Source organism: Enterococcus sp. S53, from assembly GCF_016516865.1.
In the GTDB taxonomy this organism is placed as follows: Bacteria; Bacillota; Bacilli; order Lactobacillales; family Enterococcaceae; genus Enterococcus_D; species Enterococcus_D innesii.
Window position 1 is genome coordinate 78823 of the sequence record NZ_JACVUH010000009.1, and the last position, 12779, is coordinate 91601.

The following is a 12779-nucleotide window of genomic DNA, read 5'->3' on the forward strand; positions in this document are numbered from 1 at the left end:
GTGAATTTCCCTTATAATAAGGACAGTTGTAAAATTCAGCTGAAAGAGGTGCATGATGTTGAAAAATATTCTTGAAAAAGATATTATGCAAATGCTGCGACTGTCCACAACACTCTTAACCGAAAATCCCCTCCCCTTGAGTAAAGCTGCTGCCGCCCAAAATCTCTCTGTCAAAACGATCCGTCGACTGTTATCAAGCTATTTAAACGAGGATCTTTCCTTCCACTATGATGTAGAACAAGGACATATTCGCGCAAACCATCGTTTGCAGCAGCCATCAACCGGCCACTCCCTGTCCCATACAGAAATGATTGCTGCACTGTTCAACAAAAGCGTGAATTATCAGCTGCTCTTGCTCTTGTTAAAAATGCCGACTATTTCCTTTGCAGATCTCTACAAACGCTATTATCTTAGCCCATCCAGTTTGCATCGGCGCTTTTCAGCCTTTTCCAGCTTTTTAGCACCTTATCAACTAGCTATCGATCGCCGCAGCTATCCTTTGATTACTGGCAATGAACGACAACTGCGCTATTTGCTTTTTCGCCTTACCCTCTTAGCAAACCCAACGCTTTCCCCAAAACAAGCGTTTCAAGAACTGAAGAAGATCCATCAGTTACGAGCAAAGGCTTTTTATCCTAGCACCCCCGCCCCGTTTACTCAGCAAATTTATCCAACATGTTTTGTGCCACGTTTTTATTTAGTTGGTGAACGCAGCTACTTATTTTTATGGAAACAGCTGCTAACACTGGAACCTTTCTATGTGCCAACAGAAGAAGCCTTCCTTTTGCGACGAATCATCACGCCGATTTTGTTGGAGCATCCGCTCCAACAGCCGTTAGAGGTTCTTTTGCCGAAAATTTTTCAAACCCATCTGCTGGGGGCATTGTTGGAAGGCAATTTATTTGTCTATCCGCCACTAAACCCTCGCTTATCTGAACGTTCCCGACGTTTGGTCCAGGCTTTATTGACACAGCTTCCCCATTACGAAAAACTTTTAAAGAAGCACCCTGAGCTTCCCTTGCTTTATGAATGCATTTGGCAAGAGCTCTCTTTTTTCCAACCGATCATTGCCTTTCCCCAACAAAAAGAGCGCCCGCTTGAATAGCGGTACGCTCTTTTTAAAATCATTTTACTGTCAGTAAATTATTGTGCGTCAGCATCAACGATTTTCACTGAACCTTGCCATTGTTTTTCAACAAAGTCTTTGATTTCGTCTGAATGCAACACTTCGATCAATTTCTTGATTTTGTCGCTATCTTCATCACCACTGCGGACAGCGATCACGTTGACATAAGGAGAATTATCCGCTTCTAACAAAACAGAATCATCCGCTGGATTCAAATCGATTCCGAAGGCGAAGTTCGCATTGATGGCAATTAGGTCTGCTTCGTCGTTTTGATAAGCAGTCGCCAAAAGAGATGGATCGACGTCATGTTTAAATTCTAAGTTTTTCGGATTTTCAGCAATATCATCAAAGGTTGCCGTTTCTGTATCAACGCCGTCTTTTAAGGTGATCAAGTCAGCATCTTGTAAAATCGTTAGGATACGACCCCAGTCAGACTCAGAAGTGGAGGTAAGAACCGTTGCACCATCTTCTAGTTCCGAAATATCAGAGATTCGTTTTGAGTAAAGACCCATTGGCTCGATATGGATCGCACCGGCATTGACAAAGTCATAGCCATTGTCTGCGATTTGTTTGTTTAGATAAGGAATGTGTTGGAAGTAATTGGCATCGATATCACCATTTTCCAATGCTTTGTTTGGCAACACATAATCATCGAAGGTTTTGATTTCAAGGTCAATGCCTTCTTCTGCTAGTAAAGGTTTGGCTTGTTCTAAAATTTCCGCATGAGGGGTAACTGATGCACCGATCACTAATTTTGTTGATTCTCCCTCAGCCGCAGATGAGTCAGAGCTTCCTGAATTTGAGCCCGTTCCGCAAGCAGCTAAAGCGGCAGTTAATAATAACGTTGTTGCAATACCAAAAATCTTTTTCATATCCATTTCCTCCCATATTTTCCACTTTTTGTTCTTCGTTTCATTTACCGTTTGTCGGTGGCCTTCGCAAGGAAATCGCCGACCCCTTGGATAATGAAAACGATAATTAAAATAATCACTGTTGCGACAAGGGTAACAGTGTAATTTCCACGTTGAAATCCTTCTTGCCAAGCCAAAGCGCCTAGCCCACCGGCACCGATCGCGCCTGCCATGGCGGTATAACCAATCATTGAGATCGTTGTGACTGTCAGTCCTGAAATCAATGCCGGAACACTTTCTGGGATCACGATCTTATAAATGATCTCCCAGTAACTAGCGCCCATCGCTTCTGCTGCTTCAATCACACCGGGATTGACTTCACGAAAAGCAATTTCCACCATCCGAGCATAAAACGGTGCTGCCGATAATACTAATGCTGGGATCGCTGCTTTTGCCCCTAGGAACGAACCGACTAATAACGTTGTAAAGGGAATGATCAAAACCATTAAAATCATGAATGGTGTTGAGCGAAAGGCGTTACTGATGATGGAAACCACATTGTAGAAAATGTTGGCTCCCGCCGTTTGTTTACGCCCTAGTGAATAAAGCGCCAATCCTAGAAGCAAACCGATCACAACCACTAAAACCATGGAGAAGAAAGTCATAAACAAGGTGTCTAGGGTTGCTTGCTGCATGTTGGCCCAATCGACTTTTTCAAAATTAAAATAGGTTTCTACAAATGACTTATCCACGTTCAATCACCTCCACGCCTACTTGCTGCTCTTTGAAAAAGGTGATCGCTTTTTCGATCTCATTTGCTTCACCTGTCAATAAGACCGTCAAGCCGCCAAAGGATCCTTCATTGGTTTGTTGGATCTTTCCATAAACGACATTGACATCGATCTGGAAGCGGCGAATTGCTTGTGAAATGACTGGTTCATTGGCGTTATCTTGCGTGAATGTCAAGGTCACTAAATGCCCTTGCGGATTTTCTCGTAAGAAGGCTTGCCGTAGTTCTTCGACATCTTCTTCTGGTTCCAAATCTTGCTGAACAAAACGTTTGGTCACTTCTTGCTGTGGGTTACGGAAAACCGATTGTACTGATCCTTCTTCAACGATCTGCCCATGCTCCATCACCGCGACTTTGTTGCAGATTTTGCGAATGACGTTCATTTCATGGGTAATCAGCACGATCGTCAAATGCAATTTTTTATTGATGGAAAGCAAGAGATCCAACACTTCTTCTGTTGTTTGTGGATCTAACGCACTCGTTGCTTCATCACACAGCAAAATTTCTGGTTCATTCGCTAATGCACGAGCAATCCCGACTCTTTGCTTTTGTCCGCCAGACAATTGTGCCGGATAGGCAGTTTCCCGTCCTTCCAACCCAACTAACTTGATCAGCTCTTGCGCTCGTTGCCGGCGTTTTGCTTTTTCAACGCCAGCCAACTCCAATGGCAATTCGATGTTCTCCGCCACCGTTCGAGACCATAATAGATTAAAGTGCTGAAAAATCATGCCGATTTTTTTGCGGAAGTTTCTCAATTCTTTGTTTTTCAATGCCAAAATATTTTGACCGTTAATGACTACATCTCCTGCTGTCGGCAATTCTAAGCCGTTCAACAAACGAACTAATGTACTTTTCCCAGCACCAGAGTAGCCAACGATTCCATAGATATCGCCTTTTTCCACTTGCAGTGAAACATCATTGACGGCATGGACAGCCGTTTGCTTTTTGCCGAATGACTTTTTTACATGCGACAATTCGATTAATGCCATGTTATTCCCATCTTTCCTCTTTGGTTGGTTAAACACAAAAAAAGCTTTCATCCTCTGTACATTATACTGTTACAAAGGACGAAAGCACAACTTCCGCGTTACCACCTTGATTTACTGTCGATTCACATCAACAGCCTCGCTCAGTACTTGAATTGCTTCGCATACTGCTGCACTGTAACGGGTGCCTCCCGTGATAGGCTTGTTTCCACTCACCTCTCATGCTCAAAGACCATCTTCCATCCTCTCTCCGTTGCCCATTTGCACCAAACAGGGCTCTCTGTGTACGTTAAGAACATGTACTCTTCTTTTCAAAGCATTCATTTATTGAGCAAATTATAGCAACGTCTTATCCGACTGTCAATTCTTTTTGAAAAAATAGTCGTTTTTACAGATTTGACTTACAAAGCTTCAAATTGACTTGGGTCAACCTCTTTGAAGCTGACCAGCCAAGCATTCATTTCGTCTTCATCATTTAAGGTATCAATGGATTGATCGATTTTTTCATTTACGGAAGAAATCACGCCCGTCAATGGACTTGGAAATTCACTGACTGCTTTTTCCGCTTCTAGCTCAACAAGGGTCTCTCCTTGTTTTAAAGCAGTTCCTGCTTTTTGAATCGAAGCAAACGTGACCGCACCAAGTTCTTCTTGCGCTTCTTTTGTTAAACCGACACAATATTCTTTCCCGTTAAACAAAACCCACAAATTATCTTTTTTTCTTAAGCATTTCTTTTCCATGATTCTAGTAAGACTCCTTCATATTCATTTTCTTTAAATCCATTAATCAAAAAGCGGTCGCCGCTAACTAGCAGTGGGCGCTTGATCAACATACCATCGGTTGCCAGCACGTCGGCTGCGTCTTGGGCAGTCATGGTCGGCACTTTTTCTTTTAATTGCAATTCACGGTATTTCATGCCGCTTGTGTTAAAGAAACGGGTTAACGGTGCTTCGCTTGATTGGATCCAAGCCAGCAATTGTTCCGGTTGAGGCGGTGTGGTCACCATATCGATCGCTTCAAAGGGAATCTCGTGCTCTTCTAACCAACGCTTCGCATTTCGGCATGTACTGCATTTTGGGTACCAATAAAATGTAATCATGTGAACTCCTTAAAGTGTTTTTGGTGCGGTCTCAGCTTGATAGCGCATCGATAAAATCAAACCGATCCCAATCATATTGCTTAATAGGGCAGATCCTCCTTGGCTAATAAACGGCAGTGGAATCCCCGTCAACGGTAAGAGACCGATGTTTGCGCCAATGTTTTCAAACACATGGAAGAGAATCATCATAATGATCCCAGTTGCCAAGTAAGCATAAAATTCATTGTTGGTATCGAAACATACGCGGATCATCCGATAGATCAAAATAAAATACAATAAAATGACAAACGCGCTGCCAATAAACCCAAAATTCTCACCGATCACCGAAAAAATCATATCGGATTCTCGGACTGGTACATACACATCGCTGACATTAAATCCTTTCCCGAACATCCCGCCAGAGGCGATCGCCATCAGAGCGTACGCCAATTGGAAGGATTGCCCTTGGGTATCATGAAAAGGATCTAGCCACGAATCGATACGGGCGAACTGGTACTCTTTAAAGATCCCTGTATTGTACAGCAACTCACGACCAACATCGGTAGTCACTAAGAAAATCGTTCCGCCGCCGAGAATCACGAATGCCGCAATCACTGGCACAACGATTCGCCAAGAGATCCCCGACATCAAGAAGACCCCACCGAAAATCGCCAGAAATACCAACATCGTACCAAAGTCGTTTTGCAAGGTGATCAGGATCAGTACTGGAATCGTGACGGCCAACATTTTCGCAATCAGCAACCCATCTGTTTTCAGATCTCGTTCCCGATGCTTGACATTGTGCTGTGTGACGACTAAGGCCAACATCATAATATAGGCGATCTTCATCAACTCTGACGGCTGGAGAGTAAAGGCCCCAAAACGGAACCAGTTTTTTGACCCTGTCGAGGCAGCCATTGTCCGGTCGTAAAATTTCAAAAGCGCCAACATGACGGCTAGCCCAGCTCCATAAATATAGGGCGTCAATTTCCAAAGCCATTTTGATTTGATCTGCATGATAATAATCACCGCAATAATACCTAGCACATACCATAAAGCTTGAAACCCTAAAGTTCGCAACATATTCGGGTTATTTGGATCGTGGGTCAACGCCACATACAAGGACGCCACACCAATCAGACATAATAAAAATACGGGTAGAATCACACCGTAGTCAATTCGATTATCGTTCGTTTTTATTCGTGAATTTTCCATGTCCACACTCTCTTCTGTAGAATCTTTATCCATTATAGTGATATTTGAGGAGAAAAGAAAGGATTGTCCACGAGCATTCACAAAAAATTTAGAAACTTTAATGATTTTCGGGAAAAGAGGGTTAAAAACAATCCGAAATTGTTTAGAATTACAATGAAAGAAGGGCTATATTCTGATTCATATCTGATCAATCAGAGTAAAACGATCGTATATGTACTAGATAGGAAGTTCAGCGACATACTTTTCAATGAAAACTCGCTGAATTCGTCTATTCTCCTTACTTAATAAAATATCTTATTCTTAGTATTCTTCTTTATTTTTGATAAATCTTTCCTCAATGTAACAGAATAAATCAACTTTAACTCCATGATAGATCGCCACCTAGTTTTCGTTTCAAATAGATAGCAACAAATGACTACTCTTAACTACTTTTTCCAAAATATAAATTGATACATGACAAGCCTAATTTACCACATTAATGTGGTAATGAAATGTTATTTACGCCACCACATAATTTCACTAGAATACAATTAAGGAAGCGCTTCCGGAGGTGAACCAATGATTTTAAATAATCGAGAACAACTGCTGTTGCAACTACTATTAGAACAAACGGAGTTTCGCCCTGCCTCTTTTTTTCAAAAGCAGTTAAATGTATCCCAAAAAACGGTTTATAACAATTTAACGACTTTAGAAAAGAAACTAAAAGATTCGGGACTAGCTCTCAAAAAAGTACCAAGAAAAGGAATCTTTTTATCTGGTTCTGAATCAGCAAAACAGAATGGTTATCGATTGTTAGCAAAAAAAGAGACTAAACTCGAACTATTTTCACCTAATTATCGTAAAATCTTTATTTTCGCTAACTATCTGTTTTCAGTAAAACCAATGCATTATCAGGAATTCTCTGAATATTTTTATATTAGCAACCAGTCAATAAAGAAAGATGTTGATGAAATCGTTGCTTTCTGTCGATTCCATCAAGTATCAACAAAAATGACTACTAGCGGACTCAAGCTAACCTCAGTTGAATCTGCTGCTCAAAACGTATTCAAATCTTTTTTAGAGAAGTATACCGACGCCAAAGCCAGTGAAAATCTTTTGGTCAACAATCTCTTTGACTCTAAGGTTCTCGATTTAACGAAGAAATTTGTCTCAGACATGACTCAAACAATCGGCCATCCAGTCAATAATTATTCTATTGAATCTTTGAAGCTTTCATTGCGAATTTTTCTTTCAAGACTTCTTATAGATAAACACATTGAAAAACAAGAGCAGCTAGTATTTGACGAACTTAGACGAATGAAATTCTATATGATCGCGGTTGATTTTTCTGAAATGATCCAACAGCAACTACCTGTTCAATTTAGTGATACAGATATTCAATATGTATGTTCCTTGTTATTAGCACACGGCATCGAGCCTTTTGGTCAAATGGATGAGCCTCACGAATCTACTATCACAAATTGTACGAAACAAATTATTCAAAAAATGTCACATATGTTAAACGCAGATCTGACACAAGATAAATTATTGCTGCAAACATTATTGGCTCATATCGTTCCCATGATCCATCGATCAAAGACAGGAATTTTATTGAAAAACCCACTGATAAAAAGTATCAAAAAACAATACTCAACAATGTATACATTGACCAAATATGCAATTGGAGATTTAGAGGAGCGATTTCAAATCTTATTAACAGAAGACGAAGTTTCTTTTCTGACGATCCATTTTCAGCTAGCCTTTGAAAAGATAAAAATTACTAACCATATACTAATTGTTTGCCAATCTGGTTTTGCTACATCGGAGTTGATTTTTAACCGTATCAAACAAACGATCGCTGCTGATACCGTATTGGAGATCATTCCTTTGAGTAAACTGGTCAGTACATCTCTTGAAACTGTTGATCTGATCATATCAACTATTCCATTGGACATTACAGCACCGCCAGTTATTTATATTTCGCCGCTTCCTACTACCGAAGAAATAGGAAGAATCTCAGCAAAGATATCTAATCTTAATGAGAATGAGAAAAATTTTTACTCAAAAAAATACCAGAAAACGACTTTATTACAAAAATATTTAGATCCTACTTTCCTTTTTGTCAAAAAAAAGTTTCGAACAAAAAAAGATGTACTGGATTTTTTAGCAGATGATTATCTGAAAAAAAAGCTTGTTACAACAAAATTTAAGCATTCTCTATTTGAACGAGAGGAACTAGGAAGCACTGGCTTAAAGACGGGAGTAGCCATTCCACATGCTGATCCACATACAGTGAAAGAAACAAAACTTGCTTTTCTCACCCTCGATGCGCCAATTACTTGGGGAGACACAAAAATCCAACTAATTGTTTTGCTTGCGATTGCTGAAGAAAACATGATCGAGGCAAAAGAGTTGATCGCTTCGATTTACGGATTGTTTAACTCAGCCGAAGAAATTCAATGGATCGTTAATAGTCAAACGCAAGAAGAACTGTATCAAAGATTGTTAAGAGGAGGAAATTGATCATGTTTTTTGATCACCAAATCGTGTTACTTGAAAAAGATTCTAAAACAAAAGAGGAAGCTTTTCGACTATTAGCAGACGAACTCATCAAAACTCATTGTGTAAATGATCAGTTCTATCAAAATATCGTACAGCGAGAAGAAACCTTTCCTACAGGTTTAAAAATTAACGGCATTGGGGTAGCGATCCCACATACGGACAGCAAATTTGTTTTACGATCCCAAGTCGCTTTTATGTCACTTGCCTCTCCCCTTTCATTTATTGAAATGGGTTCGCAAGAAAAGAAAATCGATGTATCTCTGTTGTTCATGCTTGCATTGAAGGAACCACATGAGCAATTGGGTATGCTACAAAATCTTATCTCTATGTTTCAAACACCAGGGGTTTTGGAAGCCCTATCCTCAGTAACGACTAAAGAAGCGTATCTTTCGATTATTGAAAAAAATGGACTGCAATAAAAAGGAGGAACAATTATGTTAAATGCATTACAGTGGTTCGTTGATCTAGGTTCAATCGTTGTTTTGCCTATTTTAATTTTTATTTTTGGAATAATTTTGGGAACCAAGCCTGGCAAAGCCTTTACTTCAGCCTTAACTGTTGGTGTCGGGTTTGTTGGATTGAATTTGGTGATTGACCTTCTAAGCAGCAGCTTGGGTCCTGCCGCCCAGCATATGGTTGAACGTCTAGGATTAAATTTGACAACGATTGATGTCGGATGGCCTGCCGCAGCGGCAATTTCTTACGGGACGATTTTAGGAAGCCTTGCGATTCCGATTGGTGTGGTCCTAAATGTTTTACTCATCATTTTAGGGCTGACTAAAGTATTGAATGTAGATATTTGGAATATTTGGCACGCAGCCTTCATCTCTTCTCTGATTTATGCCCTCACTGGAGACTTTGCAATGGGGATCGCGGCCACCGTCATCTATTTGATGATGATTCTTTTAATGGGAGATATTTTAGGTCCGATCATTAATAAGTTCTACGGATTTCCTAATATCACTTTTCCTCATGGTACCGCCGCACCAGGATTCATCTTTGCACTTCCGATGAATTGGCTCTTTGATCGTATTCCGGGACTAAAAGATTGGAAAGCAGATCCAGAAACCATTCAGAAAAAATTTGGTGTCTTTGGTGACTCTACTGTTATGGGCTTTTTGATTGGTCTCATCATGGGAATACTTGCCGGATATGACACAGCAGGTGTCGGCCAATTAGCCGTCCAAACAGGCGCTGTGATGGTTTTGATGCCTAAAATGGTTGCTTTACTGATGGAAGGTCTAACGCCTATTTCTGAATCTGCAAATGAATTCGTCAAAAAACGGTTTCCTGGAAGAGAGCTTTACATCGGTATGGATGCAGCATTATCGGTTGGTCATCCAGCTGTCCTTTCTTCCTCATTGCTGCTAGTTCCGATCACTATTTTGTTAGCCGTAGTTCTACCTGGCAATACGACCTTGCCTTTTGGTGATTTAGCAACCATTCCCTTTCTGATTTGCTTGATGGCTGCTGTTTTTGGAGGAAACATCATTCGAACAGTAATTGCTGGAACGATTTATATGGTAAGCATTCTCTATATTACTTCGTGGGCAGCACCGCTTGTCACTACTGCTGCTCGATCCGCAAACTTTGATCTACAAGGAAACTCTATGATCACTGCTATGGCTGAAGGTGGTTTATGGACCACATTCCTTTATGTCGGCTTAACCAAAATATTAAGCTGGGGCGGTTTAGCCATAATTGGCGTCTCTGTTTTGTTTGGATTGATTTATGTAAATAAAATTCGTCCCAAGAAACAAACATCGAAATTATAGGAGGAAATGATAATGAAAAAACTATTGATTATGTGCGGTACAGGTGTTGCAACTTCAACAATTGTAACAAATAAGGTAAAAGAATGGCTGAAAGAAAAAGGGATGACTGATCAAGTGAAACTGTATCAATCCAAAGTGGCAGATGAGATGAATAAAATTGATAACTATGACATCGTGGTGAGTACAACGGTTGTTCCAGACTCAATCAAAGATCGCGTAATTATGGGGCTGCCACTCTTAACAGGGATTGGTACAGAAGAAATGTACGCGGAAATCGAAAAGAAAATCAAAGAATAAGGAGAATGCCCTATGTTGGTCACAACAAAAGAACTATTCGCACATGCAGAAAAACACAATTATGCATTACCCGCAGCAAATTTTTTCGACTTAACTAGTGCAAGAACATACGCGGAGACTGCTGAACGTTTAAACAAGCCTTTGATATTGGCCTTCGCTCAGTCCCATATGAACATGTTGACTTTAGAAGAGGCTGCCATGATTGGAAAATTTTTAGCAAAAAAAAGCACTACACCTATCGCTTTGCACTTAGATCACGGTACCGATGAAGAGGTCATCAAAAGAGCCATTCATTTAGGTTTTACTTCCGTAATGATCGACGCTTCTGAGGAGTCATTCGAAGAAAATGTCCGTCGGTCAAAGGAGATCGCCGATTACGCTCATAAAAATGGTGTCGTTGTTGAAGCCGAAATCGGGCACGTTGGGTCGGAAAACAGTCTGGAATCAGCCGTAAATAGTCAATCTATTTACACAGAACCTTCTGAGGCTGTTGCATTTGCCAAATTAACCGGGGTTGATTCGTTGGCAGTTTCTATTGGCACCTCTCACGGACATTATCAAGGGATACCCAAAATAAATTTTGACGTTTTAAAGGAAATACACCATGCCGTCAATGTTCCTCTTGTTCTGCATGGCGGATCCTCTTCTGGCGATGAAAACCTTGAAAAATGTGCCTTAGAAGGTATCCGGAAAATAAATATTTTTACTGACTTTGTCACTGCTGCTATGAATGAAATTCACAAAAATCAACCAAATGACTATTTCGATTTACTTCATTCAGCAAGCAATGGAATGTCCAAGACACTCGAGCACTATTTTACAGTCTTTCATACCAAACCTTACCGTGAAGGAGAAAGCTAATGAAAAAAAGAACTTTAAGAACGCCATTCTTTGTCATCAATCCTAAAGCCTATCTTTATGGAAAACAAGCATTGGCATTGGCAAAAGCTGCTGATGAGTTGTCATCTTTGTATGACATCGACATTCTATTTACTGTTCAGCATGCAGACGTTTCTTTAATTAAACAGGCAACAACACATTTATTCGTCACTGTCCAACATTTAGACGGAATCAAAATTGGTCGTGGAATGGGCTATGTTTTACCCGAAGCAGTGGCAGAAGCCGGAGCTGAAGCTACCTTTTTAAACCATGCTGAACACCCCATGACATTGCAAGAACTGACTAAAGCGATTCAGCGCTCAAATGAATTGGGTCTCTTAACAATTGTCTGTGCGAATTCATTGACTGAAGCGAGAGCCGCGGCTTCCCTAAAACCCGATGTGATGGTTTGCGAGCCAACCGAACTAATTGGGACAGGACAAACCAGTGATCTTCAATACATGACGGAAACAAATCGTGTTGTTCGGGAAATTGATCCAGAAATCCTGATTTTGCAGGCTGCTGGTATATCTAGTGCTGCCGATGTTGAAAAAGCTTTGTCGTCAGGTGCTGATGGTACCGGAGGGACAAGCGGTATTGTGCAAGCAGATGATCCAGTTCAAACCCTTACAGAAATGATCAAACAAGCGGTGAAGCACAAAAAGGAGGATTAACACTGTGAAATTTTTAAAAGAGCAACTGACGTTAACTTCTAACGGGAATCGAGTGTCTTACCACAACATCACAGAAGAAGTGAAAGCAATGGTTGAAAAAAGCGGAATTTCAAATGGAATCTGTCTCGTACAGTCTCCCCATACGACTTGTTCTGTTATCTTTGAAGAATACATGCATGATACAGACTTTAACGGAGATGAATTTCTTCAAGTTGATTTAAACCGAATTCTCGATAAAATTATTCCTCGTGAACTATCAGAAAATACCGATTATCGTTATCCTGGACCAAAGCATTTAGAATTTTTGATGAGTCTGGACGATCCAAACTACCCAACAGATCCAGCAACGATTTTAAACGGCGATGCACATATTCGCTCGAGTTTTTTCGGTGCAAGCGAAAGCTTTATTTTAAGTAATGGCAAGCTAGAGATCGGCTCTGTAGGCTATATCTATTTTGTTGATTTCGATCAAAATCGTGTGCGAAATAGGACATGCCATGTAATGCTAATGGGCGAATAAGAACAGTTATCGGGTAAATCAGGAAAAATTTAGATTACTTATCGCCT

General features: G+C 40.4%; 14 protein-coding genes and 1 other annotated feature. Of the genes, 8 read left to right on the forward strand and 6 right to left on the reverse strand.

The window, feature by feature from the left end:
* Nucleotides 1-52 precede the first annotated feature (52 nt).
* A complete protein-coding gene (locus IAE45_RS12140; RefSeq protein WP_200126457.1) occupies nucleotides 53-1105 on the forward strand; it encodes a helix-turn-helix domain-containing protein in 1053 nt (350 codons plus the stop codon).
* 38 nt (nucleotides 1106-1143) lie between these two features.
* Here IAE45_RS12140 and IAE45_RS12145 read toward each other — a convergent pair whose 3' ends face one another.
* From IAE45_RS12145 to IAE45_RS12170, 6 genes are all read right to left on the reverse strand, one after another.
* Entirely contained in the window at nucleotides 1144-1998 is an 855-nt protein-coding gene (locus tag IAE45_RS12145; RefSeq protein ID WP_077452288.1) for a MetQ/NlpA family ABC transporter substrate-binding protein, read from the reverse strand.
* Nucleotides 1999-2042: 44 nt separating this feature from the next.
* Nucleotides 2043-2729 carry a methionine ABC transporter permease gene (locus IAE45_RS12150; protein WP_060791558.1) on the reverse strand — a complete coding sequence of 229 codons (687 nt, stop codon included), beginning with the start codon at nucleotides 2727-2729 and terminating at the stop codon, nucleotides 2043-2045.
* Complete coding sequence (locus tag IAE45_RS12155) at nucleotides 2722-3756, reverse strand: methionine ABC transporter ATP-binding protein (RefSeq protein WP_077452289.1); 1035 nt, start codon at nucleotides 3754-3756, stop codon at nucleotides 2722-2724. Before IAE45_RS12155 ends, IAE45_RS12150 begins: the two co-directional genes overlap by 8 nt.
* Nucleotides 3757-3827: 71 nt before the next feature.
* Nucleotides 3828-4077, reverse strand: a binding site (T-box leader).
* Between the two features lie 77 nt (nucleotides 4078-4154).
* A complete protein-coding gene (locus IAE45_RS12160; protein WP_010749086.1) occupies nucleotides 4155-4493 on the reverse strand; it encodes a glycine cleavage system protein H in 339 nt (112 codons plus the stop codon).
* Nucleotides 4475-4852 (reverse strand): arsenate reductase family protein, encoded by a 378-nt coding sequence (locus IAE45_RS12165; RefSeq protein WP_005233612.1) that lies wholly within the window; start codon nucleotides 4850-4852, stop codon nucleotides 4475-4477. Before IAE45_RS12165 ends, IAE45_RS12160 begins: the two co-directional genes overlap by 19 nt.
* Nucleotides 4853-4861: 9 nt before the next feature.
* Nucleotides 4862-6046 carry an FtsW/RodA/SpoVE family cell cycle protein gene (locus IAE45_RS12170; RefSeq protein WP_034872154.1) on the reverse strand — a complete coding sequence of 395 codons (1185 nt, stop codon included), beginning with the start codon at nucleotides 6044-6046 and terminating at the stop codon, nucleotides 4862-4864.
* Nucleotides 6047-6604: 558 nt separating this feature from the next.
* Between IAE45_RS12170 and IAE45_RS12175 the strand changes: the two genes are divergently transcribed.
* The 7 genes from IAE45_RS12175 to IAE45_RS12205 are packed head-to-tail and all read left to right on the forward strand — an operon-like array spanning nucleotide 6605 to nucleotide 12732.
* The gene (locus IAE45_RS12175) at nucleotides 6605-8548 is read left to right on the forward strand and encodes a BglG family transcription antiterminator (RefSeq protein WP_086291631.1); all 1944 of its coding nucleotides are present in this window, start codon (nucleotides 6605-6607) and stop codon (nucleotides 8546-8548) included.
* A 2-nt stretch (nucleotides 8549-8550) separates the two neighbouring features.
* On the forward strand, nucleotides 8551-9006 hold the full coding sequence (locus IAE45_RS12180; RefSeq protein ID WP_005233600.1) for a PTS sugar transporter subunit IIA: 456 nt from the start codon (nucleotides 8551-8553) through the stop codon (nucleotides 9004-9006).
* Nucleotides 9007-9021: 15 nt separating this feature from the next.
* The gene (locus tag IAE45_RS12185; protein WP_016612941.1) at nucleotides 9022-10362 is read left to right on the forward strand and encodes a PTS galactitol transporter subunit IIC; all 1341 of its coding nucleotides are present in this window, start codon (nucleotides 9022-9024) and stop codon (nucleotides 10360-10362) included.
* A gap of 12 nt (nucleotides 10363-10374) precedes the next feature.
* The gene (locus IAE45_RS12190; RefSeq protein WP_010749080.1) at nucleotides 10375-10659 is read left to right on the forward strand and encodes a PTS sugar transporter subunit IIB; all 285 of its coding nucleotides are present in this window, start codon (nucleotides 10375-10377) and stop codon (nucleotides 10657-10659) included.
* Nucleotides 10660-10671: 12 nt separating this feature from the next.
* The gene (locus IAE45_RS12195; RefSeq protein ID WP_200126459.1) at nucleotides 10672-11520 is read left to right on the forward strand and encodes a class II fructose-bisphosphate aldolase; all 849 of its coding nucleotides are present in this window, start codon (nucleotides 10672-10674) and stop codon (nucleotides 11518-11520) included.
* A complete protein-coding gene (locus tag IAE45_RS12200) occupies nucleotides 11520-12212 on the forward strand; it encodes a triose-phosphate isomerase (protein WP_200126461.1) in 693 nt (230 codons plus the stop codon). The genes IAE45_RS12195 and IAE45_RS12200 overlap by 1 nt, the downstream gene beginning before the upstream one ends.
* 4 nt (nucleotides 12213-12216) lie before the next feature.
* Nucleotides 12217-12732 carry a YjbQ family protein gene (locus tag IAE45_RS12205; protein ID WP_008379364.1) on the forward strand — a complete coding sequence of 172 codons (516 nt, stop codon included), beginning with the start codon at nucleotides 12217-12219 and terminating at the stop codon, nucleotides 12730-12732.
* The last annotated feature ends 47 nt before the right edge of the window (nucleotides 12733-12779 follow it).

Excerpts from the sequence above, each read along its gene's own strand:
- IAE45_RS12155 (WP_077452289.1), bottom strand. The coding sequence starts at position 3,756 with ATGGCATTAATCGAATTGTCGCATGTAAAAAAGTCATTCGGCAAAAAG.
- IAE45_RS12175 (WP_086291631.1), top strand. The coding sequence starts at position 6,605 with ATGATTTTAAATAATCGAGAACAACTGCTGTTGCAACTACTATTAGAA.
- IAE45_RS12160 (WP_010749086.1), bottom strand. The coding sequence starts at position 4,493 with ATGGAAAAGAAATGCTTAAGAAAAAAAGATAATTTGTGGGTTTTGTTT.
- IAE45_RS12200 (WP_200126461.1), top strand. The coding sequence starts at position 11,520 with ATGAAAAAAAGAACTTTAAGAACGCCATTCTTTGTCATCAATCCTAAA.
- IAE45_RS12165 (WP_005233612.1), bottom strand. The coding sequence starts at position 4,852 with ATGATTACATTTTATTGGTACCCAAAATGCAGTACATGCCGAAATGCG.
- IAE45_RS12140 (WP_200126457.1), top strand. The coding sequence starts at position 53 with ATGATGTTGAAAAATATTCTTGAAAAAGATATTATGCAAATGCTGCGA.
- IAE45_RS12145 (WP_077452288.1), bottom strand. The coding sequence starts at position 1,998 with ATGAAAAAGATTTTTGGTATTGCAACAACGTTATTATTAACTGCCGCT.
- IAE45_RS12195 (WP_200126459.1), top strand. The coding sequence starts at position 10,672 with ATGTTGGTCACAACAAAAGAACTATTCGCACATGCAGAAAAACACAAT.
- IAE45_RS12170 (WP_034872154.1), bottom strand. The coding sequence starts at position 6,046 with ATGGAAAATTCACGAATAAAAACGAACGATAATCGAATTGACTACGGT.
- IAE45_RS12180 (WP_005233600.1), top strand. The coding sequence starts at position 8,551 with ATGTTTTTTGATCACCAAATCGTGTTACTTGAAAAAGATTCTAAAACA.
- IAE45_RS12185 (WP_016612941.1), top strand. The coding sequence starts at position 9,022 with ATGTTAAATGCATTACAGTGGTTCGTTGATCTAGGTTCAATCGTTGTT.
- IAE45_RS12190 (WP_010749080.1), top strand. The coding sequence starts at position 10,375 with ATGAAAAAACTATTGATTATGTGCGGTACAGGTGTTGCAACTTCAACA.